Origin of the sequence: Marinoscillum luteum, assembly GCF_044005705.1 — a bacterium.
GTDB classification, from domain to species: Bacteria; Bacteroidota; Bacteroidia; order Cytophagales; family Cyclobacteriaceae; genus Marinoscillum; species Marinoscillum luteum.
Window position 1 is genome coordinate 336,919 of the sequence record NZ_JBIPKE010000019.1, and the last position, 23,668, is coordinate 360,586.

The following is a 23,668-nucleotide window of genomic DNA, read 5'->3' on the forward strand; positions in this document are numbered from 1 at the left end:
AATGAAATTGACTAAAAACTTATATCGAAAAGTGGCTGCACAAGGAGCCTTGATGGTCATGCTCCTGACCAGCTGTGAACTGGTAGTGGACGTTGATTTGCCTGAATTTAAACCCTCCCTGGTCATCAATAGTGTGATTCATCCGGATACCACTTTCATTATTGACTTATCCACCAACAGAAGCATCCTTGACAACATTTATATTTTTCCAAGCGTAAGTGGGGCCACTTTATATTTACATGAAGATGGAACCCTCAAAGGGACTTTCTCAGAATCTAATGATTTCCCGGGCAGATACACTTTTGACACCTATCCCTCCCCAGGAGCTACATACAAAATAGTGGCTGAAAAATCTGGTCTTCCAACAGCAGAGGCTCAGGCAGTTATTCCCACCAGAGAAACAGTAGTGGAAATCCGCGAAATTAGTAACAGAAATGACGTGAGCAATATGCGTATTATCAAATTGGCCTATTCGATTGACGACTCTGAAGGAGAAGATTTTTACGAAACACGCCTTTATTGGATTTCCCATTATTATGAGCATCATTATGATGAAGAAAAAGATAGTCTCATAAAAGGCGAAATGAAAAAACAGCTTATTGATTTACATTATTCGTTCCTAAGTGCCGATATCAACGAATTTGAAGACACCAACGCCGACTATATTTTCGATGATGAGCTCTTTGATGGCCAGAAAAAACGCATCACCATTGAATTTGAGGATCCCAGCAGCCAATGGGACACCGACACCATGGAGTATCGACTTCACGTCCGAAAGCTCTCCAAGGACTATTATCAATACCTGATCACCTCCAATTTGCAAAATGACTCAGGTGGAGACGGATTTTCAGAGCCGGTACAGGTGTATTCCAATATTAAAAATGGCTATGGCATTTTTGGAGCTTATCAGACCACCCCACTTCAGTTTGTGCTCGTAAAAGGTGAAAGAGCGGAATAAGCGTGCGCCGCATGCGTCTTTCACGATTCCTTCCCGCAACCAATTGTAAAAGGATCGCTATTTTATTCATCCCGCAAAGCGTCTACAGGATTTGAAAGTGCCGTGCCGATGGTTCTCAAGCTCATAGTGACCAATGAGGTCACGAGTATGCAAATGGCAGACCATGCAAAAACCTCCCAGCCTATGGAAATGCTATAAGCGAAGTTTTCCAGCCACCGGGTCATGATGTACCATGACAAAGGTACAGAGACCAAAAGCGACACAACAAATAGCTGGAGAAAATCCCTGGAAAGAAGCCCTACAATACTCGACGTGGATGCCCCCAGTACTTTACGAATCCCTACTTCTTTGGTCCGCTGAGCCGTACTGAAAATCGTCAAACCAAACAAACCCAGACAGGCCACAAATACGGCCAGTCCCGAGAAAACGGTGAAGATGATACCAAAGCGCTCATCGGCCTCATATTGTGCATTAAAATTTTGATCCAGAAAATGAGTGTCAAAAGGCCGATGCGGAACATTCTGACGCCAAATTTCCTCCAGCTCGCTTAAAGTATTGGTGTAATTATCCGAGTTGAGTCTCAAAGAGAGCATTGAGATATTTTCCCTGGTACCATACCTGAGTGACAGTGGCTCTACTTTGTTGTGAAGAGAGACATAGTTGAAGTCCTGAACGACCCCAATCACTTTACCTCTCCGTCCCCACTGCTCAAAAGACTTTCCGACTACATCGGCCGGATTGGAATAGCCATATAGCCTGGCTGCTGCTTCGTTGAGCATCAGTGCATTGCTGGAATCCAGTGGGAAATCCACCGAGAAGCTTCTTCCGGCAATCAAGTTCATTTGAAAGGTGTTTATAAAATCTTCGTCTATTTCATAAATAGCAGGACTTTGATAACTGATCTCTCCAGAAGGCTCCTCCACTCCAGTACCTGCATGTGGGAAAAAATCACCAGGTGTCGCCCTGGAAGCCGACGCACCCACCACGTCTGGGTGTTGCTTCAGCTCCCTTTTGATCACCTCTATCTTCCTTTGCACCAAACCATCGTAGCCATAGTCAATCACCAATACCCTATCGGGATTGAATCCCAAATCGTGAGTTCGTAAAAAGTCTAACTGAGAGTATACCACGCTAGTGCCCACCAGCAAGATCACGGACAGGACAAACTGCAGTGTAACCAGAGTCTTTCTAAGCCAAATACCATTTGAAGACGTCTTAAATGAGCCTTTGAGAACCCTCACTGGCTTGAATCCCGACAAGACAAACGCCGGATAAGAACCGGAGACCAGGCCCAGTGCGAGCACCAAAAAGACAGCCAACACTCCATTTCGGGGTGTAAATAGCCAGTCTATCGGCAATGATTTCCCCGACAACATCTCCAGATAGGGATGGCCAATTAACACAAGGGCCATTGCCACAGTGGCTGCCAAAAAACTCACCAGAATAGCCTCTACTAAAAACTGAAAGATAAGGGCGCTTTTAAGGGAGCCGATGGTTTTTCTAATAGCCACCTCCTTAGCCCGCTCTACAGACCGTGCCGTAGAGAGATTCATGAAATTGATGCTGGCGATGAGTAGAATAAAAATGGCTACGGAAGTAAATACAAAAATATTACTGAGGCTCCCAGATGGTCCCGGCTGCCTCCCCGCCTCGGAGTACAAATAGGCCTCACTGAGGGGTTCCATCCTCACATCATAATTGAATGAAGCGGTAAAGTTCTTTTCCAAAAAATCTGGTATCCTATCGGCAAAATCACTCATCCCAGCGCCCGACCGCACAGTGAAATAGGTATAAAAATCTACATACCCCCAGTTCTCAAAAATCTCTGGCCGCCTGTTCTTAAAAGTGGTCATGGAGATCATCCCGTCAAATGAGAAGTGTGAGTTGGTAGGAATGTCAATTACCCCTGTCACTTCAAACGGATCCTCAGTATCCATTATCAGGATTTGACCAATGGGATCTTCTACTCCAAAGTATTTTTCAGCCAGCTTTTTGGTGAGGACAATGGTGTTGGGCCTGTTCAATGCTGTCTTAGGATTACCAGCAATCATGGGCCAATCAAAGACCTCAAAAGCCGTGGAATCGGCAAAGACAATGTTGTTTTCAGAAAAGGTCTTGTCCCGGTAAGAAACCAGCCAGGGGCTTGGACTCGTAAACCGAAAAACCGACTCTACCTCTGGAAAATAATCTTTCAGGGCAGGCGCCACGGGGGCATTTCCCCAAACCATGTAATCCTTATTGGCTATAGCTTTAAAATCATCTATCTCCTGCTGATTACCAAAGTAATGCAGCACCCGATAGGTATTGTTATACTGATGATTGTAAGTGTCGTAGGAGCGCTCATTGTTTACATAAATGAGGATGAGTAAGCAGCTGGCTATCCCCACACTTAATCCTGCAATATTGAGTGCTGAAAACGTCTTGTGGCGGAGGATATTTCGAAGGCTTATTTTGAAGTAGTTTTTGATCATTCCATATTGATTAAATTCGCCAAAACCTGCCGGTGACCGGACGATCCCAGGCCTAAAAAGCAGTAATATTTCTTTGATGAAGAGCCATTTTGCAGCCTTTACTCCTTTCTTCTTAGCCGTGCGTTGAAAACGCTCCACCAGATCTCCCTCTATATCCTCAGCGTAATCCGGATTGCAAAACCAACGAAAAAATCCGAGCATCCATTTTGGCGACCGATGACCTCCCGGATCGCTCATGATTCACTCAGAGAAAAATCAGGAATAGCATTCCAAAGCCCCAGACGTTGCTCTTTGGTTTCATGAAGTATCATCCTTCCATGCTGTGTCAGTGAAAAGAAACGTTTGCGTTTACCTCCCCGAACGGCAGTGGCTTCTCCAAATTCAGATTTGAGGTATCCTTTCTTCTCTAACCTGCGCAACACAGTTTGAAGCGCCCCTATGCTCACCTTGCGATCCAGTCGGGTTTCCATCTCTTCAATAATAGCGATCCCATAAGCATCGCCCTGGAGAATAGCGACGGTGAGCAGAACCACTTCCTCAAATTCGCCCAATTGATGTTTTCCCATATTAAATTATATTTACCTCAAACGTAGTTAATATTATTTTTATCATGAAACAATATTAACCTTAATTGTAGTTTTTAATCCACATTACCAATACCGGAGTGTTTTGGATCTGAAATTACTTCTTGGAAATCCTGATCGTCAGGATAAAAAAGCAGGATTCGTTATCGAGGGGCTCGAAATAATACTCATACTTAGTGCCTGTTTTTTTGGCCATATCTATGAACCCCAGGCCTGCCCCTCCTTTTTCTGAAAGTTCAGAATTCATCATGGCGGTTTTATAGAGTGCCTTGATCTCGTCTCTATCCAGCTCATTGATTTTATCCAGCACGTCCCTCAGTCGAATGGCATTGGGCATGGAAATCCGGTTGCCGGTGGTCACGAAATACTCCGTTTCATTATCCCCAATGAGAAAAACCCCCTCCTTGGCCAGTCCCTCCTCCAGGCTGTCGGAAGTGTAGCTGGCTTTGCTGTCGGCATGCTTGCAGATATTCTGAAGGGATTCGATCATCACGTGATAGACCCGTTTGGTCACCAGACTATTTTCTCCTTTCTCAGCAATCCCCTCCTTGGTCATATCCGCTATACCATCTATGGTGGATTGGGTGACCCTCCCCAAATAGACGATGTTCAGATTTTCCTCATCCATCATGTCCTTGAGCGTGATCACACTCTGAAGGTACCTTAGCTGGCGGGAAAGTGTATTTTCTGATTCTCCTGTTGAATTTTCCATATAGGTTCACTTAGCTGTTGAGTTGATGAAATTAAGGAAGAGCACAGCATTCCTCAAACTATTTCGGTGAATGGGTGGAATATGGCGAACAATGAGTGAAGCACTGCTGTGAGGGAGTTGGGAGACAATTTCCGACCACCCAACTATTACGTGTATATTTTACACAGTTTTAAACTAGTTTTATCCTCACGATTGATTTTCCTGAATGTCCTATCTCCAAATTGTTCGAAAACATCCTCAAATCCTGGGATACGGTGCCTTACATTATTTTTTCTCGGCCATCGGGCAGACTTTTCTCATCAGCGTGAGCGTGCCTTACTTACTCAGAGACATGGGCCTCACGAGTATCGGCTTCAGCAACAGGTATGCCATTGCAACCATCTCGAGTGCGTTGGTCCTGCCATTGGTAGGCGGGTGGGTAGACAGAGCCAGACTCTCCACACTTAGTTTCCTCGGAGGCCTCGGACTCCTTACAGCCTGTCTTTTGATGTTTTTCAGTGCCCGCTATGCATTGTTGCTGCCCGCACTGTTTCTGATGCGGTTTTTCGGTCAGGGAAGTATGGTTTTGATTGGCTCCACGGCCATTGCCAAGTTTTTTACCAAAAACAGAGGTAAGGGACTTTCCTTAGCGAGCATGGGGCTTTCACTAGCGGAAACCTTCATGCCCCTCATTTTTGTGGGGTTGATCGGGCTATATAGCTGGGAGGATGCCTGGCTCATCATGGGATCGGGTGTTATTTTGATTTTTATTCCGGTCTCCTATCTTCTCATCAGAAACCACCTCCCAGGGCAGGAAGAAGTGGGTACCCCGCTCTCCACCACCATCAACGACTTCACCAGAAGACAGGTATTGGGAGACCCCTATTTCTACATGACCGTGCCGGTAATGCTTTTTCTTCCTTTTTTCATCACGGGCATATTCATACATCAAAATCTGATCGCCCAGGCCAAGGGCTGGACTATGGACTGGATGGCCTTTACTTTCATTGGCTTTGGGTTTTCCAAGGTAGTCACTTCCTTTTTGGGTGGCGCTCTGATCGATCGGTTCACTGCCCGAAAGGTCTTTGTGTTTTATCTGTTTCCACTGGCCGTTGGGCTCATCTTTTTAGCCTTTGGTGAACATAAAATTTTCGCTCTTGTATATATGATTCTCCTGGGGATGACCGCCAGTCTGGGTACCCTCACCGGTGTGGCCATATGGGTGGAAATGTACGGATCAAAAAACCTCGGCGCCATCAAAAGTATGGTCACCACGTTCATGGTTGTTTCTACAGCACTGGGACCAATAGTCCTTGGCTGGGCTCTGGAGATCTCTCTGGAAATGACACTCTATACTTTCTCTGGAATCATCCTCCTATTGATACTTTTGAGCTACCTTGTAGTGAATAGAAAGCGCCCATAACCGGCCATCAAATTCTATCATTTCTTATGAAAAATGTAGCACTCATTACAGGCGCCTCAGGAGGCATAGGGCTTGAACTTGCCAGAATACACGCACAAACCCATGGAGATCTGATACTCATAGCACGTAGCACTTCCAAGCTGGAACAACTCAAAAAAGAACTGGAGGCGGCGTATGGTATTTCGGTTCTGAATATCCCCAAGGATCTTTCCATCCCAGATGCGGCACAGGAAGTATACAATCAGGTAATAGCGGCGAATATTCAGGTAGACTATCTCATCAACAATGCCGGTTTGGGGACTTTGGCAACTACCACGAAACAGAGTGGGAAAAGGAGGAGATGATGATCAATCTCAACATCCTCGCACTGACACAACTCACCAAACTTTTTGGATCTGACATGGTAGAGCGAAAATCGGGGAAGATTATGAATGTCTCCTCCACGGCGGCATTCCAACCGGGCCCGCTTATGGCAGTTTATTACGCCACCAAACACTACGTACAGGCGTACTCCGAAGCCCTTTACGAAGAGTGGAAAGGGCATCGCGTATCCGTAACGGCACTATGTCCCGGAGCTACACAGTCGGGATTTCAGCAAGCCGCCGACATGGAAGACTCCAAGCTCTTCAAAGGAAAAAAGCTCCCCACCTCACTGGAAGTAGCAGAGTTTGGCTACAAGGCCATGATGAAAGGGGAAATGACCGCCATCCACGGGGTGATGAATACGATCCTGGCGGGATCCGCAAAATTCACTCCTAAGAAGCTCCTTCTGAAGGTGGTCCGAAAACTTCAGGAAAAAGCCTCAGCATAAGTCACTCAACTAGTAAATGGGAATGGTCATCAGGATATTGGTGCCCTTCCCCTCATGGGATGAAATGTCCATCTGACCATGAAGTGATTCGCATCTGGTTTGCATATTGATGAGGCCATTTCCTCCGGCCATCTGTACAGGATCAAATCCCACACCATTGTCGTCTATGGTGATCACGATCTCCTCCTGATAGCCCACCAGTTGGATTTCCACTTCGGTGGCCTGGGCGTGCTTGAGGATGTTTTGCAAGGCTTCCTGCACGATTCGGAGAAGAGGCACAGACATGTGCTCCGACAGTACCGGAAAATCAAACTGATCCAATGCTACTTTGATACCTGAGTCCCGTTCGTAGCGCTTGCAGTAGTCCGCCAGCACCTCCGAAAAGCCAATAAGTTCCATCTGATGAGGCACCAGGCGGTGCGACAGGGTGCGAACCTCCTCACAGAGTGCATCTATATCTGCATTTACAATTTTCGGATCAAAGCGCTCATTGGCCAGGCTGTTTTTCAACAGGGACAAACTGCTGCCGATGTTGTCATGCAATTCCTCTGAAATGCGCTTTCGCTCCATGTCTCCTCCGCGGATAAAAGCACGCATCAAATCTTTCTGCTGACGTAGGAGCTTGTTTGAAAGCTCATTTTTGCGCTCATTGAGGGTTTTTACCCGATACGCCATGGAGACAGACAAAATCAAAACCTCCAACATGGAGCCAATGATGATCGGGTTTATCGGGAAGAAACTTTCCGAAATCACTCCATATTCAATAAGTATGTAAATGGAAGCGCCGACCATCAGCGCAAAAAAGGCAAACATGACCAACAGCACATTGCCGCGCTGAAATCGCCAGGTCTTGATGCTTACATAAAACACGGAACCAAAAAATCCCAGAATAAACAGGTAGAGGATATTCAGCGTCAGGATGGTGTACTGCGCATAGGCCGGATTGAACAACCTGTTTAGCAGCCAAATCACAAACACCACGCCTAAAAACACCCATCCGATTTTGTAAATTTTACTCAATAGTGGCAGGTATTTTTTGATGTCCAACAGCCGACTAAAGAAGTCCATGGACGTAATGAGCAGGGAAAACGAAAAAATCACCCGTGAGTAATTATTGAAAGCCGACGATTCCGGATATAAATACTGAAATGAAAAACCCAGCTGGGTAAACATGTACATGCCAATGATGGCCACATAAATACCGTATGACAGAAAATTTCGCTCCCGCATCCCCACTCCAATCACGAAGCTAAACGCGCTCACAAAAGCGAGAATGCCAAAGTAAATACCATAGAGCAGGTTGGACATTGACTCATTGGTACCAAAGGTAGCTTCCGTCCACAGCCTGAGTGGAAAGCTCACGGAGGCATTTCGTTTGTCCACCATCAGGAGAAATTCACGGGGCTGCCCCGCCATTTCAATGGAAAAAACATATCGGCGGTTAATCTCCGTGCGATAACTAAACGCCTGCTTGTCGCCACCTCTGCCCACCAAAAGGGCCTCATCGCCCTTCACTTCAAATAGGTTTACAAAATCAATATGCGGATTGTCCAGCTCCAGTACCCAATCACCTGATTGATCATCCGTCAGGGTAAATCTGATCCAGAAATAATCTCTGGAAAAGCCAGGAGAGGTCTTGTTTTCAGCTGGTTTGAGGTCACCGCTTTTGATGCGGGGTATTACCTCTTCCGCAGACAAAGAATCAGGCGTCTGATACACCTCCACATAAGGGTTGATACTGATTGCCTGATTGGGCTCAAAGGTGCTCAATGGAACCTGCTGTGCAGAGAGGCCCAAGCCGTAAAAGAGGGCGATCAATGCGCCCCATTTTCTAGACCAGGTTATTCCTGAAGGCATAGCTCACCAGTTCTGAGACTTTATTGAAGGAAAGCTTTTTGAGCATGTTTTTGCGATGGGTATCCACTGTTGAAGGGCTGATCTCCAGGTACTCTCCTATTTCCTTGGATGACAACCCTTGCACCAAGAGTTTTAAAATCTCCTTTTCTCTGACGGTAAGTTTAATCAGTCGATCAAATTCATCCTCCACCAGATCACTCGGATCCGCAGAATTAGAATTTTCAACGGTGACAGAGACCATGAAATCCCCAGGCTTCAACTTGGACGCAGCCTCCAGTAGTTCTGTTTGATCACTGTTCTTCAGGAAATATCCATTGGCTCCTTCTTTCCTTACCGAATTGATAAGGGTTCGGTCGTTATACATGGTTACAACGAGTATAATCAGATCGCGGCTATATGCCCGCACCTCTTTCAGCACCTCCAGTCCGTTTTTCTTCGGGAGGTTAAGATCCAAAATTAAAATATCAGGATGATGAGTGATCACCTCATACAAAACATCATTGCCCTTTTCCACTGTACCAACCACTTCGTAGCCTGCCCGCACAAATAGAGCAGACATACCGGAGCTAAATAACGAATGGTCGTCCGCTATCAAAATTTTCCTCATAACGTAACTTAAAGCCTGTTTGAACAAACAGAAAGGGCGGTGATCGGCTCCGAAGAGCTTGTTGCTAAAACTAAGTGATTTGACTTGAAAAAATGGCTAAACCGTCAACTAATCACTAAAAATTAATATGACAATTGTCATGTGTGCTGTGCCTTGCCAGACTGGCTGGCTCTTCTAACTCGCCTTTTTAGCACTCAAGGTCCGCACCGCAAAGACCAGACTTAACAACGCAAATACAGCCCCCAGATAAAACGGTGCACTGGGCAGATACCAATCCGTTTCCGTAGCTGTGAAATAACCAAAAATACCCGTCATCAGTGGTGGCCCCACAATGGAAGTCACACTCACGAGGCTTGTCAGTCCTCCTTGTAGTTCGCCCTGCTCATTAGCATTCACACTGTTGGACATAATGCCTTGCAGTGAAGGTCCCGCGAGCCCACCAAAAGCATACGGGATCATGATGGCATAGAGCATCCAACCCTGAGTGGCCAGGGCAATCATGATAAACCCCAATGCATTGAAGGCGAGACCAGCGTATACAGCATTGGTCTGACCAATTTTATTCACCACCGGCCTGATGATCACACCCTGCACCAGAGCAATCATGAAGCCGACAAAAGCCAATGAATAGCCCACCTGTGCTTCACTCCAGTCAAATTTTTCGATGGTAAAATAAGCCCAGGTACTTTGTGTGGCATGGGCGGCAATGTATACCAGCACTAATGAAGCAATCAGTCCTATCACAGTCGGGTAGTTTCGGAGCTGCACCAGCGTCCCCCAGGGATTGGCTCGCTTCCAGCTAAATTTCCTTCTATTCTCCGGGCTGAGAGATTCCGGAAGCACGAAATACCCATATAGCCAGTTGACCAGAGTCAACCCTGCGGCAGCATAGAACGGAACACGAGATCCAAACTCTCCTAGAATTCCGCCGGTCATAGGGCCCACAATAAAGCCCAGCCCAAAGGCCGCCCCGATCATCCCGAAATTTTGTGCCCTTTTCTCTGGTGAAGATACATCTGCGATATACGCAGAGGCTGTGGTGAAGCTTGCACCTGTCACACCAGCTACAATCCGACCCAGGAAAAGCCACCAAACAGTCGGAGCCAGTGCCATGAAAATATAATCTATGCCAAACCCAAAAAGAGCAAAAAGCAAAACTGGTCGTCTGCCAAACTGATCACTCAGCCCGCCCAAAACCGGAGCACATAGAAACTGCATGAAGGCATAGGCAAACATCAACCAGCCGCCGTATATGGACGCATCACTGATGGTGCCTCCGGTAAGTTCGGTGATGAGTTGGGGAAGTACCGGGATGATAATCCCCAGACCTGTGACGTCTATGAGGACCGTGATAAAGATAAAGCCAAGCGCGGCCTTCTGATTTTTCATAGCAATGGTGAAAGTACGACTTTTCGAAAAGTCGGTGCATTATTTTTTAATAAAGGGGATTTGGGCCGGATGACCGGCCATACTGCACGCCAATCCAGAGTGATCGACCTAGATGGCCATTGAGATTCTTAGTCTATGGAAGGATCCATTTCCTGGGTGAGTTCCCTTAGGCGGAGTACCCCGGCTCCAATGCCGTCAATGTCAGCACCATATTCAAAAGTAACCCGCACAGTCTCTCCTTCTATCTGCAATTCTAACCACTCTGCACCACCATCTGCACAGTCCGGGCATCCTATGGTGGAGGGTAATTGCTGGAATTGATGCACGTCTATTCCTGACCTGATAGCCATCGCATCAGCGGTTGGGAGCTCAGCTACTTTTGTTTTAGTGGCCTGACCATCGTCCCGGGATTTGGCCTGAACGGTGATCTGCGTATCATGCAAGGTGGTCTCCCGAATGCAATAGCCAATACACTCCCCAAAGGAGGTACCATATCGGATATCGCTGGTCGTCATCACCACATCCTCGTCACATCCTGTCATCATCCATGCCATTATGATTATTAAAAGGTATTTCATTTTCCCTGGGTGTTTGCTCTATAGACACCTACTTTCCCCCTTCCGTTCGAATTCCCTAAAAAGGGGCTAAAACTTTATTTTTTTGGTCAGCCTTCTAAACCTCAAAATATGTAAAACTCCAGCGAGGGTTAACCCTCCGGAGAGTGCGTACCAAACCCCATGAATCCCAAGATCGAAGGTAAACCCGAGGAGATAACCTCCCGGAATGGCTAGCAACCAGTAGGAAACAAAAGTGACCAAAGTAGGCACTTTCACATCCGTGAGTCCACGAAGTATACCCAGACCCACGGCCTGAACACCATCAGACACCTGAAATGCTGCCGCAATGATCATGAGACTCGCCGCGATTGACTGAACGTGAGCGTCTTTCACATAAAGACCGGTGAGCTCCCCCCTGAACAGGATAAACATCAACGCAGAAACGGACATGAACATGGCCACCAGCGTAAAGGATGTATATCCGGCAATCCTTAGATTTTTCAAATCCTTAAGTCCCATCTGGTTACCAATGCGAATGGTGGCCGCAGCGGCAATCCCGGTCGCACACATGTAGGTAATGGCAGATAAATTCAACGCAATCTGATGCGCCGCCAGCGCCTCGGCGCTGATCCACCCCACCATGATGGAAGCGGTAGCAAATGCACCTACCTCAAACACATACTGCATCCCCGAAGGCACCCCAATCTTCAGCATCCTTTTGGCTAGTGCCCAATCAAAAGTCCACTCGAAACCTTTCATTCTTGGTCTGATCATCCACCACATCAGCACAGCCATGATCACCCGACTGACCAAGGTAGCATAACCTGCACCCAGAAGGCCCATCGCTGGAAAACCCAGTGCCCCATAAATCATCACATAGTTGAGGCCTACATTCAGGAGATTGGCGAAAATAGAGACCACCATAGGGTTGAACGTATCAGAAAGCCCCTCGGCAAATTGTCTGTAGGTCTGAAAAATCATTAACGGCATCATGGATGCACACATGATGATCAAATAAGGTCTGGCAGCGGTAGCTACTGCCTCCTCCTGCCCAAAGTATTGCAAAAATGGACTGACCAGCAGTCCCACTGCCATCATGAGCACCGAAAGGAGGATATTCAGCACCATCCCACTCTGAAGGTACTTCATCAGTCGCGGTTGGTCTCCAACCTTAGTGGCTGCTACCAGTGGTGTCACGGCATAGCTCACACCAATGCCAAAAAGCATCAACACGTGGTAGAAAGTCCCGGCAAAAGTGGCAGCCGCCAGGGGGATCACCCCTACGCGCCCCACCATCATGGTATCAGCTACAGACACCATGATGTGTCCGAGCTGACCAATCACCACGGGATAGGCCAATACTACGTTTTTACTGAAATGTTCTTTTAGGGTCACGGGGCTATTTTTTGGGGTGGCAAAGATAGAAAACTAATCCATGAGGAAAGGGTGGAACTCACCGGACCTTAAATCCTCAGCATCCTCCCCAATTTGAGTATTGCTACCATACTCAGACTGTCGGTGATCTTCCCATCCAGTACCATCTGATGAGCCTCAGAAAAGGGAAGTTTCCATATTTTGAGGTCCTCGGTTTCTTCAAAATCGGTCTCTCCCTCAGTGAGGTCCTCTGCCAGAAACGCATAGCCCACCTCATCGGTTACAGAGTTGGACGTATGCATTTTCAATAATTCGGTCCACTTTCGAGCAGAAAGACCCGTCTCCTCTTTCAGCTCCCTTTTGGCTGACTCCAACTTGGATTCCTCCTTAGGGCCGCCTCCCATGGGGATTTCCCAGGAGTATTCTCCGAGGGTATAGCGCCACTGACCTACAAGCCAGGTATTTTTTTGCTCATCCAAAGGGATGATCCCGATGGCGAAATTTTTGAAAAGCACCTTCCCATATTGACTCAGTCCTCCTCCCGGATTGATCACCATGTCTTCCTCCACGGTGATCCAGGGATTGTCATAGATCAGCTTGCCCGATTGTTTTTTCCAGGGGTTTTTCTCCATCAACCAAAGTTATCAAAACTCTACCTTGTAGCTCAGGTTAGGAAACATTCCCAGCTGGGTGGCATTCCATACTTTATCGGTCTCCGCTCCATAATACGTAAAGGCTACATTTTCGATCCCAAGCACATTCTGGACATTGATGGCTACCACAGTGGCAGACCTGATTTTATTCCATTTGTAACTCACGCCAAGGTCTAAGCGGAAATAGGCAGGTACCTTATCTTCATAGGTGCGGGTATAATCACGTATGGTATACCCAGCTGCTCGTGAGGCTTCAATATCCACCGGAGACTCCCTTTTCCCGCCTGCATAAATGAGGCGACTGTTCACACTCAGAACTTTTTGCCCGTTGTTGAAGGTGTATTCTTTTCCTCCAAGGGCGTTAAAAATGTAGTTCCCGTTGAACACTGTATTCCGCTCTATTCCGTCAATCGCAGTGTACTTGGACTGGTAGAATGAACCTGTGGTCATGAAGTAATAATTGTTGGTAAAATACTTTTCGAGGGTCAACTCCACGCCATAGTTTCTACCGGTTCCCTTATTGGCCAGTGGTACGGTGGTATATCCATCATAGGAATTAATGGCTGAAAAAGTGCGGGCCTCCATATCGGATATGGTATCATTTGGCCAAACGGGCACATCATACAAATACTGATAGTATACCTCTGACTTCAATTTCAGGTCAGGCTTCAGCATGAGTTCATACCCAACCACTGCATGTGCGGCCCGTGTAAATTTCAGATTCTTATTGTTATAAGTAGAGCTACCATCTTCCCGGATCTCTCGTGCGAGATAAAGTGCAATGCTTTCTTTCCTACTGTGAAGCCCAACCCCGCCCGTCAAAGCTCCCTTGGGTGTCACCTGCCACCGTATGCCAGCCCTAGGCTCCACATAGGCGGTATTGTTCAGTCCAAAATAGGTAAGGTGCCCACCTACGTTTACCGAAAAGTCTTGTGTGAACCTGTGCTGCAACTGTGCAAACCCCTGATACAAGTCCGTACTACCCTTCTCATCCAAAACAGTCACGAATCGCTCCTCATCACGGTGCCAGCTCTCACTTTTCAGATTGAACCCCAGACTGCTGTAGATTCCCCCTGCTCTTAAGGTACTTCTGGCATTGAACTTATGATTCAGAAATGATGATATCCTGAACTGGCTTTCAGTAAAATCTTCGGTGTACCAAACCTGCTGTCTCAGTGAGTCTTCAGAATAATCATTTCTATTGCCGGAGTACGAAACGATGGATTTCAGATAGGTGTCTTCTCCCAGGTAGACAATGTGTGTCAGGCCGGTCGCCCCCATCCACTGGCTTTCATCCTCAAAGTAGAAGTCGTTGGTATTGACTGTATCTGCCTTATACCCATAGGTATTGGCCCCGCCAAGCCCCCAAAGGGAGAATGTTCCCGCCTTTTTGGTAGGCACAAATACCTTGAATGACAAATCCTGAAAAGTAATGTCCTCCTGATCGCCCAGGATATTGATCCCCAGATGCTCAAAAAGAGCAAGAGTGGAATACCTGTAATTGATCAGATAAGAAGCGTTTGAATTCTTACTCAATGGCCCCTCAGAGGCCATTCCAATACCTAACAGGCCTACCTGAAAGGAGTGCTCATGCTTGTCGAAGTTTCCCTTACGCAAATTCAGATCAAAAATCCCGGAGGTGGCATTACCGTACTGTGCTGGAAATGCTCCTGTGAAAAAATCTGAACTGCTGAGCACATTGGCGCTAAGCATACTGACCCCTCCGGCTGAGGAACCTACTGAATTGAAATGATTAGGATTAGGGATTTCCACGCCCTCGAGTCTCCACAAAATGCCCTTGGGTGAGTTGCCCCTGATGACAATTTCATTGAGTAAGTCGTCGCCTCCGGTGGTCACTCCTGCCTGGGTAGCTGCTGCCCGTGCCGGATCGTCAAACGTAGCTGCATACCGACTCGTCTCTTCCACACTGAGCGAGATGGCACTCACAGTGGCCATCTCATTCATAGGCTGACCTTTGTCTTGCTTGTTGGTGGCTACAATTTCCACTGCGGCCATTTCCACAAGCGACTCCACCATTTCTACTTCCATGTATACTTCCTTCCCTGAAGTGACCAGCACATTGGGATGCGTCTTCACCTCATAGCCTACCGAAGAAAAAATCAGGACGTGTCTGCCAATAGGTACGGCTGGCAACCTGAAGTACCCCTCCAGATCGGTCACTGCGCCAAGCATAGGTTCTGAATCCTTGACTAGTACGGTAGCTCCTATAATAGGTGATTTGGATTGCTGATCCACCAAGCGACCCTTGATGGTCTGTGTGAGTGATTGAGCTGAAACATAAGTTCCGGCTACTAAAAAAATGATTGTGGCGATAAATTTCATGTGCATTAATGTTTAAAACACCTTCGGCCAGCTTTACCATATCAATGCCAAAAAATTAAAACCCTCAGAAAAGTGAAATTTCCCCTTGTCTTCGCTTTTTGAAAGTACAAGTGTATCTAAACAATACAATCAGGTGTCCATTTTCGAAAAACTCAATGGCCTAAACCCCTGTTTCACATTAGTTTGGTTAATCCCTCCTGATAAGTCAGATTGCCTTAATTTTACCTGATGCTTTTACCCTACTTTCAGGAAAACCAAATAGAAGCGGGCTGCGATGAAGCCGGAAGAGGCTGTCTGGCCGGACCTGTGGTAGCTGCTGCGGTGGTTCTACCGCCAGACTATCACCACCCCGTGCTGAACGACTCCAAACAGCTCTCCGAAAAGCAACGTGATGAGCTGAGAATTGAAATAGTCAAAGAAGCCATCAGTTTTGGAGTGGGGGTAGCATCCCCTGGAGAAATAGATGATATCAATATTCTCAATGCCTCCTATCTAGCCATGCACAGGGCCGTAGATCAGTTAAAAATCACCCCTGAGATGCTCCTCATAGATGGTAACCGCTTCAAACCGCACAATGAAATTCCCTACGAATGTGTCATAAAAGGAGATGGTAAATATTATTCCATTGCAGCGGCATCCATTTTAGCCAAAACTCATCGGGATGAGCTGATGCGGCAACTCGCACTCGAATTTACCGGCTATAGCTGGGAAACCAACATGGGCTATCCTACCAGGGCTCATCGGTCTGCCATCAAAGCCCAGGGTGTCACCCCGCATCATCGCATGTCCTTTCAGCTGCTACCTGCACAACTGGAGTTGTTTGATTAGAGATGAACATCAGAAACAGATTCGCCCGATCACAGGGAATATCAAATGAAATTCCCAATAAGCAGCTCGCCAGTGAAATAGTCGCCAGCTCGGATGAAGCCAGCATCAGAGAAATACTGCAGATACTGCATGAATCTAAGAAAGTAGATGAACTCTCAGATGGATTAAAAGTGCTAGAGATGGTCGGAGAGCAAAACCCAGGCCTGTTGGCAGACGCGTTTACTCCGGTATTCACGCTCTTACAGCATACCCAAAATAAGATTCAGTGGAGAGCCATGTCGGCATTGAGCACTTTCTCATTTCTCCACCCCGCTACCACTTTCGACAATCTGGGCGTCATTCTGGACCTGATGGATCAAGGAAGTGTGATCACCAGAGACCATGGGGTGAAAATCCTCATTGGACTATATAAGGAGGATGCCTACAGACGGGACATCGGCCCACTGCTCCTGGAGCAGGTGATCGCCGCACCAGACAATCAACTGGGCCAATATGCTGAGAAATGGATGCAGGTAATCACCCAAGAAGATCGTGCAAAACTCATTCGTGTTTTGGAAATGCGTCAGCCAGAGCTGGTAAACCCTTCCCACCAAAAAAGGATTAGCAGGGTCTTATTGAAACTTCACCGATCACAGAAGAATTTTGAGCCTTAACCAACCGCCTGAAAATGTCCATTAACCATTGCTCCCATACACTTGGGGTTGCTTTGCTTTTGCTTTCAGCCCTTTTTTTGTCCAATGATGCCATAGCTCAGGACAGCACACGCTACCAAATCCAAACACGTGATGGAAATACCTATTATGGACACATTGTCCAGAAAGAAATCGAATACATCCTTTTTCAAACCGATAATATCGGCCAGATAACGATCAAATTTGACGATATCAATGTGATCCGAAGGATGGGAAAAGAAGTAAGCACTGAGCGATACCGTGAATCAAATGCCAGCTACCGTGCCCCTGAAGTCTATTTATTTAGGTCCTCGGGCTTTGGCGTAAAAAAAGGAGAGGCCTATTATCGCAATGCATGGCTAATACTCAATGAACTGAACATCGGCGTTACGGATCATTTTTCCCTGGGACTAGGTATGATGCCCTTCGTAGAAGGTAGCTTGCCCGTGTGGATCACCCCAAAACTGACCCTACCACTTTTAAAGGACAAAGTAAACTTTGGCATTGGCTCCCTCAATGGAGTAGCGCTGGGCGAATCTCAATCAAGTTTTGGTTTGGTCTATGGAGACCTCTCTGTAGGTGGGCCCTCCACGCATATCAGCCTGGGTGCTGGCAAAGCTTATGACGAAGGTGAGCTCAATCCCGAACTATTGATCACCTTCAGTGGGGCTGTTAAAATCTCTAAAAACATTACCCTGATTTCTGAAAATTACACCCTTCAGGACTTTTACCTCTACTCGCTCATTTGCCATCAAAATTTCTCAGCTGTAAACATTCAGTATGGGCTCCTCATGTTTGATACCGATTTCGGGAACCTTACCCTTCCATGGATTGGTCTGGTTGTCCCGATAAAAACGAGGTTCTAACCATTGATCATATCCTTTTTTTCATTTATTTAAAGACAAATTTCCCTTGTGGATAAAAAAATGAACGCCTATGATCACCTGGAAAGACTTTGAGCAAGTGGATATACGAGTGGGCACGGTAGTGAGGGTGGAAAACTTCCCGGAAGCCCGAAAGCCGGCCTATAAGCTGGAAATTAACTTTGGGCCTGAAATAGGCACGAAAAAAAGCTCGGCACAAATAACCGATTTGTACAAAATTTCAGATATTTTAGGCAAGCAGGTGATTGCAGTGGTGAACTTTCCTCCGAAGCAAATCGGTCCTTACATAAGTGAATGCCTGGTAATGGGGATCTACAATGAGAACAATCAAGTGATCCTGCTGCAGCCAGAGCAAGCCGCACCCAATGGTGCCAAAATCGGTTAATCAGACGCAATTTGTCGGTAAAGAGCAAAAAAACAAGAGTAGACCTGACCTCATGGAATAGAAGCGAGCACTTCCATTTCTTTAAGGAATTTGACGAGCCCTTCTTTGGGATCACTACTCACGTGGACTGCACCAAAGCCTACCATCGGTCCAAAAACGAAGGATTCTCTTTCTACCTCTATTACCTCTACCAATCCCTGAGGGCCATCAATGAAAGCACCTCTTTCCGATACAGAATGGAAAGCGAAGAAGTCTGGTTGTATGAAAGAATACATGCCTCCACCACACTACTGCGAGAAGACAAAACCTTCGCATTTACCTTTGTGCCATACACAGATACTTTTGAGGAATTTGTGCAAGCAGCCCGACTGGAATTTGATGATGCCATGAACTCCACCGGGTTGAGAATGAGCGAGAGCACCAACAGAGCCGATGTGATTCATTACTCATCTATCCCCTGGTTTCCGTTCACGGCCATCTCACACGCCCGCGCCTTCAAATTTGAAGACAGCATCCCGAAGTTTACTTTTGGGAAGTTTCAGGAAGAAAACGGAAACAAGAAGCTTCCTGTGTCACTCCACGTACACCATGGCATGATGGATGGCTATCACGTAGGGCAGTTTCTGGAATTATTCCAACAATTTCTTCTCGACTAGCGCACAAGGATATTCAACCTTTATCGGGTTCATTTTGGCTGGGGGTATTAACTTCGAGGCAATAACAAAAGCATAAAAAACCTATGGCAGAGTTACACCTGGTATCATGGAATGTAAACGGCATCCGAGCGATCATCAAAAAGGATTTTCTTAAAGACATTAAAGAAATGGACCCTGATATCCTGTGCCTGCAAGAGACCAAGGCCCAGCCAGAAGATGCCAGGACTGCCCTGGAGCTGCTGCCACAGTACAAGTCATACCTCAACTCCTCCAAAGCGAGAAAAGGATACTCTGGCACAGCCATTCTCACCAAGGAGGAGCCACTGGAAGTAACCTATGACCTGGGAATAGAAGAGTACGATCAGGAAGGCAGGGTCATTACGGCTGAATTTGATAAATTCTTTCTGGTTACCGTATACACCCCGAACTCTGGTGAAGGCATGAAGCGTCTTGATTTTCGAGCTGAATGGGATAAGGTCTTCCGCGAACACCTGGAGGCGCTCAATGAGAAAAAGCCGGTAATCGTATGCGGCGACCTGAACGTAGCCCATACCGAGCTGGACATAGCCCGGGCTAAGGCCAATTACAATAAAACCTCAGGCTACACCCAGACTGAGATCGATGGAATGGACAACCTCATCAATGCGGGATTTATTGACACCTTTCGCCATTTTCATCCGGAGGAGATCAAATATTCCTGGTGGAATTATAAGTTCAAAGCCCGTGAGCGAAATGTGGGCTGGCGTATTGACTATTTCCTGGTGAGTAAAGAGCTCGGGCCCGCACTCCAGTCCGCTCACATCTACAATGACCGGTTCGGATCAGACCATTGTCCGGTAGGGATTAAGCTATCGAATGGTTAAATTATGAGATGATTGGAAAAATCTTCCTTTTACTCGTTTGCCTGAGTATTCTGACTGCTTGCTATGATAGTGATCAGAACAGCATGGCCAATTGTGAAAGGAACTTTTTCGACCCGAAAAGAACTTCGGCCCAGGTACTGGACAACGAGCACATGGTGCTCAAGCGAGTCATCAATCCGGACACCACCTTTTTTTACCTGGAATGGCTTGATGCCAACGACCAGTTATCGCTCCTGATTTTTCATCCCGGTCATAAGAATTTTCTGGGTGCGGAATCCCTCTCCCATTATTATGTCTCCGGAGACATCAAGGCATCATGTCCATCTGACCCCAGCATCAATGGAGTGCCCACACAGTTTATTGACATCTTCAATGCAGAGAAGATCAGCCACTGCGTCGTAAACGCTAAGCAGCCTGATGATCGCCCCCTGACGATAACTTATTGGCGATTTTTGGGCTTCCGTACTCCGGAAGGGATCCTTTCTCCCACCTGTGAAGAGAACTTCCTCTACCTCGTGTTCACGACCAGCCAGGTGAACCCTGTGAACCCGGATGACCGGTACTTTGCAGAAATCTACAATGGGGTGAATGATTGCGTCTATATCTACCGGCTGCTTTCCGGCTCACTCGGCATCATCACTCGCTCTTTCTGCTATCGGGAAGAGCTGGCACCCACCACCAGCTCGGAAAAATATGGCAATCGGTACATGCAGGGTCTGCTGGACCCGGATGCCATCCATATCTCGCATTCGGGCTCCACACTGGTCATTAGTCCGGAAAACATGACGGATGAAATGATCTTCGTGGGACTTTAGGAGTTTTTCCTATTTTTGCGCCCAAACAAACATTCCCCATGACAACACAAAAAATTCCCCTACACGAATTACACGTTTCCCTTGGCGGCAAAATGGTCCCTTTTGCAGGATTTGAAATGCCGGTGCGATACAGCTCAGACAAAGAGGAGCACATGAAAGTACGCGAATCCGTCGGGGTATTTGACGTCTCTCACATGGGTGAATTTATGATCACCGGCCCCCAGGCACTAGATTTGATCCAAAAGGTTACTTCCAATGATGCTTCCAAAATAGTGGATGGCCAGGCCCAATACTCCTGCCTGCCCAACGACAAAGGTGGCATTGTGGACGACCTGATTGTCTATCGGTTTGGGCCGGAAGAGTACATGCTGGTAGTCAATGCTTCCAACATCGAAAAAGACTGGAACTGGATCAAGTCTCACAATGACTTTGATGCCCAAATGGAAAATATTTCGGCTGATACAGCGCTTTTTGCTGTGCAGGGTCCAAAAGCTGCTGAGGTACTTCAGCGACTAACAGAGGTGGATCTGTCAGCCATTAAATTTTATCACTTCACCACCGGAGTACTGGCGGGAAAAGAGATGATCATTTCAGGCACAGGCTATACAGGGGCGGGAGGGTTTGAACTATACGTAGACAAGCAAGATGCCCTGGAAGTGTGGGAAGCCATTTTTGAAGCCGGAAAAGAGTTTGATATAGCTCCCATCGGTCTGGGTGCCCGTGATACCCTCAGAATGGAAATGGGATTTTGTCTTTACGGGAATGACATTACGGATGAGACCTCCCCGCTCGAAGCGGGACTTGGCTGGATCACCAAGTTCACCAAAGACTTTGTGAATGCTGAAGCTCTGAAAAAACAGAAGGAGGAAGGCGTCACCAAAAGATTAGTCGGATTTGAAATGGTGGACAAAGGCATTCCAAGGCACGACTATGAAATAGTGGATGAAAATGGGGTTGCTATTGGCATTGTAACCTCTGGTACCATGTCACCACTGCTCAATAAGGGCATCGGCCTTGGTTATGTCAATACAGGTTATCATCAGCCGGACAGCAAAATCTTCATTGCCATCAGAAACAAGCAACTCGAAGCCCGAGTCACCAAACCTCCATTTATCAAATGAATGTCATAGAAGTCTGTCTTACGCCTGAACTCATCCACCAATATACGCTTCAGGGAAAAATCGCTGTGGTGGTGGATATCTTCAGGGCCACCTCATGTATGGTCACGGGCATGGCTCACGGGGTGAAATCTATTCACCCAGTAGCCAGCGTGGAAGAATGTCTGGCCCTCGGCCAGCAGGGTATGGTGACTGCCGGGGAGCGCGGGGGCATCAAAGTGGACGGCTTTACCATTGGGAATTCGCCGTTCGAGTATATGCAGGAGGAGTTCAAGGGGCAGTCTATCGCTGTGAGCACCACCAATGGCACCAAAACCATCCTGGCATCCACGGATGCGGATGAGATCCTGATAGGTGCGTTCTTAAACCTGCAGGCACTCGTGGATTACATAACCACCCAACGAAAAGATGTGGTGGTGCACTGTGCCGGATGGAAAGGCACTGTGAACATAGAAGACACCCTGTTTGCCGGCGCCCTGGCCAGCGCCCTTGCAGATAGTCATACCCTCTCTGGTGATGCCGCCCTGTTGGCGTTTGAGCTTTATGAAGCCAATCAATCTGATCTGCTGAAGATCGCAAGAGCTTCTTCTCATGCTCAGAGGCTCTCAGGGTTTGGCGTGGAAAAAGATATTGAATTTTGTATGGACCAAAGCCTGTACACGGCCATCCCGACTTATAACAATGGCTGCCTGAAAGTGATCAGCTGAAAAGCGGTGCCACGGCACCTTCGGTGATCTCTACAGACCCCCAGACGTTTCCCGTCAGGTAAGGTTCATTGGCCTTCCAGTCGTTCAACTCAGCTTCAGAATCAAAGTTCATCACCATCACGGAGCCTGCCATCTTGCCGTTTTCCAGGATCGCCACAGCGTAGAGTAGTTTTCCCTCCTCTTTCAGCTTTTTGGCACCTTCCAGATGGGCGGCACGATTTTGTTGTCTTCTCTCAAAGCCGTCTTTGTGGTCACGGCCGATTACCAGATAGGTCATAATTCGAAAATTTAAAACTTGGGCTTTGTACCTAGCTCCATATCACTCAGCTCTATTTCGAGTGCCCGGGTGGAAAGCTGGATTTCACGTAAAGATATAAAGAGAGAAAGCAACAAACAGACCAGGCTAATACCAAAAATAACACTGCCCCACTCTCCCACTTTGAGGTAGATGAAAAACATGGCCAGTACGCACAAAAACAAACTACCTACTCCAAAAAACTGCATGGTTCGGATGAGAAACAGGCGGAGGCGAAGGTTTTGAATCTGCCCTTTCAGTACACTCTCAGGGTTGTTGAGGTATTTGGTGTGTAACTGCCTAATGATACTTGCTATGGCCAGAAATCGATTGGTGTATGCCAAAAGTAAGAGGGAAATAGCCGGAAACAATAAAGCAGGTGTGGTCAGTGTTACTTCCATTATTTCAATTTCTCATTTTCCTGATGCCTGGTGGCATCCCTTACATTCTTCTTTTGAAAGTTTTTTTGAAGAGCCTCTGTCAGATCCACGCCCGTTTGGTTCGCCATGCAAATCAACACCCAGAGCACATCGGCCATTTCATCACCCAGGTCTCGACCTTTATCCGATTCTTTAAAAGATTGCTCTCCATAGGTACGAGCCATGAGACGTGCCAACTCACCCACTTCCTCAGTCAGGATGGTCATATTCGTCAGCTCACCAAAATACCGTACCCCGGTGGTTTTTATCCACTGATCTACCTTTTCCTGTGCCTCCCGGATCGTGATC

24 protein-coding genes and 1 pseudogene are annotated in these 23,668 nt (G+C 47.0%); 12 read left to right on the top strand and 13 right to left on the bottom strand.

All coding sequences use genetic code 11. The features are described from left to right. Position 1: 1 nt before the first annotated feature. Positions 2-958, top strand: coding sequence for a DUF4249 domain-containing protein (locus ACHKAR_RS16475; RefSeq protein ID WP_395418507.1), 957 nt, complete (start codon positions 2-4; stop codon positions 956-958). 62 nt (positions 959-1,020) lie between these two features. Here the strand turns inward: ACHKAR_RS16475 and ACHKAR_RS16480 are convergent, their stop codons facing one another. From ACHKAR_RS16480 to ACHKAR_RS16490, 3 genes are all read right to left on the bottom strand, one after another. Next, positions 1,021-3,630 carry an ABC transporter permease gene (locus tag ACHKAR_RS16480; protein ID WP_395418508.1) on the bottom strand — a complete coding sequence of 870 codons (2,610 nt, stop codon included), beginning with the start codon at positions 3,628-3,630 and terminating at the stop codon, positions 1,021-1,023. Between the two features lie 32 nt (positions 3,631-3,662). Then, positions 3,663-3,995, bottom strand: coding sequence for a PadR family transcriptional regulator (locus ACHKAR_RS16485; RefSeq protein ID WP_159582993.1), 333 nt, complete (start codon positions 3,993-3,995; stop codon positions 3,663-3,665). Positions 3,996-4,110: 115 nt separating this feature from the next. Beyond that, positions 4,111-4,725, bottom strand: a complete 615-nt coding sequence (locus ACHKAR_RS16490) for a SiaB family protein kinase (RefSeq protein WP_395418510.1) — start codon at positions 4,723-4,725, stop codon at positions 4,111-4,113. Between the two features lie 205 nt (positions 4,726-4,930). Between ACHKAR_RS16490 and ACHKAR_RS16495 the strand changes: the two genes are divergently transcribed. Beyond that, positions 4,931-6,127: an MFS transporter gene (locus ACHKAR_RS16495; RefSeq protein ID WP_395418511.1), complete on the top strand. Its 1,197-nt coding sequence runs from the start codon at positions 4,931-4,933 to the stop codon at positions 6,125-6,127. 26 nt (positions 6,128-6,153) lie between these two features. Beyond that, a pseudogene (locus ACHKAR_RS16500) lies at positions 6,154-6,938 on the top strand (SDR family NAD(P)-dependent oxidoreductase). Between the two features lie 9 nt (positions 6,939-6,947). On the opposite strand, the gene ACHKAR_RS16505 reads toward ACHKAR_RS16500, so the two are convergent. The 7 genes from ACHKAR_RS16505 to ACHKAR_RS16535 form a co-directional block, all read right to left on the bottom strand. Next, entirely contained in the window at positions 6,948-8,795 is a 1,848-nt protein-coding gene (locus ACHKAR_RS16505; protein WP_395418512.1) for a sensor histidine kinase, read from the bottom strand. Beyond that, positions 8,770-9,402, bottom strand: a complete 633-nt coding sequence (locus ACHKAR_RS16510) for a response regulator (protein ID WP_395418513.1) — start codon at positions 9,400-9,402, stop codon at positions 8,770-8,772. The genes ACHKAR_RS16505 and ACHKAR_RS16510 overlap by 26 nt, the downstream gene beginning before the upstream one ends. Positions 9,403-9,576: 174 nt before the next feature. Then, positions 9,577-10,791 (bottom strand): TCR/Tet family MFS transporter, encoded by a 1,215-nt coding sequence (locus ACHKAR_RS16515; protein ID WP_395418515.1) that lies wholly within the window; start codon positions 10,789-10,791, stop codon positions 9,577-9,579. Positions 10,792-10,919: 128 nt separating this feature from the next. Then, positions 10,920-11,369: a hypothetical protein gene (locus ACHKAR_RS16520; protein ID WP_395418517.1), complete on the bottom strand. Its 450-nt coding sequence runs from the start codon at positions 11,367-11,369 to the stop codon at positions 10,920-10,922. A 66-nt stretch (positions 11,370-11,435) separates the two neighbouring features. Beyond that, a complete protein-coding gene (locus tag ACHKAR_RS16525) occupies positions 11,436-12,743 on the bottom strand; it encodes an MATE family efflux transporter (protein WP_395418518.1) in 1,308 nt (435 codons plus the stop codon). 68 nt (positions 12,744-12,811) lie between these two features. Continuing rightward, positions 12,812-13,354 (bottom strand): NUDIX domain-containing protein, encoded by a 543-nt coding sequence (locus ACHKAR_RS16530; protein WP_185155818.1) that lies wholly within the window; start codon positions 13,352-13,354, stop codon positions 12,812-12,814. Between the two features lie 12 nt (positions 13,355-13,366). Then, a complete protein-coding gene (locus ACHKAR_RS16535) occupies positions 13,367-15,718 on the bottom strand; it encodes a TonB-dependent receptor (protein ID WP_395418520.1) in 2,352 nt (783 codons plus the stop codon). Between the two features lie 228 nt (positions 15,719-15,946). Here ACHKAR_RS16535 and ACHKAR_RS16540 point away from each other — a divergent pair, with 228 nt between their 5' ends. From ACHKAR_RS16540 to ACHKAR_RS16580, 9 genes are all read left to right on the top strand, one after another. Then, positions 15,947-16,546: a ribonuclease HII gene (locus ACHKAR_RS16540; RefSeq protein ID WP_395418522.1), complete on the top strand. Its 600-nt coding sequence runs from the start codon at positions 15,947-15,949 to the stop codon at positions 16,544-16,546. A gap of 2 nt (positions 16,547-16,548) precedes the next feature. After that, positions 16,549-17,199: a hypothetical protein gene (locus ACHKAR_RS16545; protein ID WP_395418523.1), complete on the top strand. Its 651-nt coding sequence runs from the start codon at positions 16,549-16,551 to the stop codon at positions 17,197-17,199. A gap of 14 nt (positions 17,200-17,213) precedes the next feature. Further along, on the top strand, positions 17,214-18,083 hold the full coding sequence (locus tag ACHKAR_RS16550) for a hypothetical protein (RefSeq protein ID WP_395418524.1): 870 nt from the start codon (positions 17,214-17,216) through the stop codon (positions 18,081-18,083). Positions 18,084-18,153: 70 nt separating this feature from the next. Then, a complete protein-coding gene (locus ACHKAR_RS16555; RefSeq protein WP_395418526.1) occupies positions 18,154-18,486 on the top strand; it encodes a tRNA-binding protein in 333 nt (110 codons plus the stop codon). An 11-nt stretch (positions 18,487-18,497) separates the two neighbouring features. Beyond that, on the top strand, positions 18,498-19,142 hold the full coding sequence (locus tag ACHKAR_RS16560; RefSeq protein WP_221413343.1) for a chloramphenicol acetyltransferase: 645 nt from the start codon (positions 18,498-18,500) through the stop codon (positions 19,140-19,142). An 83-nt stretch (positions 19,143-19,225) separates the two neighbouring features. After that, positions 19,226-20,005: an exodeoxyribonuclease III gene (locus ACHKAR_RS16565; RefSeq protein WP_159582963.1), complete on the top strand. Its 780-nt coding sequence runs from the start codon at positions 19,226-19,228 to the stop codon at positions 20,003-20,005. An 8-nt stretch (positions 20,006-20,013) separates the two neighbouring features. After that, complete coding sequence (locus ACHKAR_RS16570; protein ID WP_159582961.1) at positions 20,014-20,820, top strand: hypothetical protein; 807 nt, start codon at positions 20,014-20,016, stop codon at positions 20,818-20,820. A 38-nt stretch (positions 20,821-20,858) separates the two neighbouring features. Then, complete coding sequence (gcvT, locus tag ACHKAR_RS16575) at positions 20,859-21,941, top strand: glycine cleavage system aminomethyltransferase GcvT (RefSeq protein ID WP_395418527.1); 1,083 nt, start codon at positions 20,859-20,861, stop codon at positions 21,939-21,941. After that, on the top strand, positions 21,938-22,645 hold the full coding sequence (locus tag ACHKAR_RS16580) for a 2-phosphosulfolactate phosphatase (protein ID WP_395418528.1): 708 nt from the start codon (positions 21,938-21,940) through the stop codon (positions 22,643-22,645). Before gcvT ends, ACHKAR_RS16580 begins: the two co-directional genes overlap by 4 nt. Here ACHKAR_RS16580 and ACHKAR_RS16585 read toward each other — a convergent pair. From ACHKAR_RS16585 to ACHKAR_RS16595, 3 genes are read right to left on the bottom strand one after another with little or no spacing between them, the layout of a single operon-like run. Further along, positions 22,638-22,922, bottom strand: a complete 285-nt coding sequence (locus ACHKAR_RS16585; protein WP_159582955.1) for a YciI family protein — start codon at positions 22,920-22,922, stop codon at positions 22,638-22,640. The two genes, ACHKAR_RS16580 and ACHKAR_RS16585, sit on opposite strands and share 8 nt — an antisense overlap. A gap of 11 nt (positions 22,923-22,933) precedes the next feature. Next, positions 22,934-23,341 (bottom strand): DUF2721 domain-containing protein, encoded by a 408-nt coding sequence (locus tag ACHKAR_RS16590; RefSeq protein ID WP_395418529.1) that lies wholly within the window; start codon positions 23,339-23,341, stop codon positions 22,934-22,936. After that, complete coding sequence (locus tag ACHKAR_RS16595; RefSeq protein WP_159583810.1) at positions 23,341-23,667, bottom strand: nucleotide pyrophosphohydrolase; 327 nt, start codon at positions 23,665-23,667, stop codon at positions 23,341-23,343. Before ACHKAR_RS16595 ends, ACHKAR_RS16590 begins: the two co-directional genes overlap by 1 nt. Between the last annotated feature and the right edge of the window lies 1 nt (position 23,668).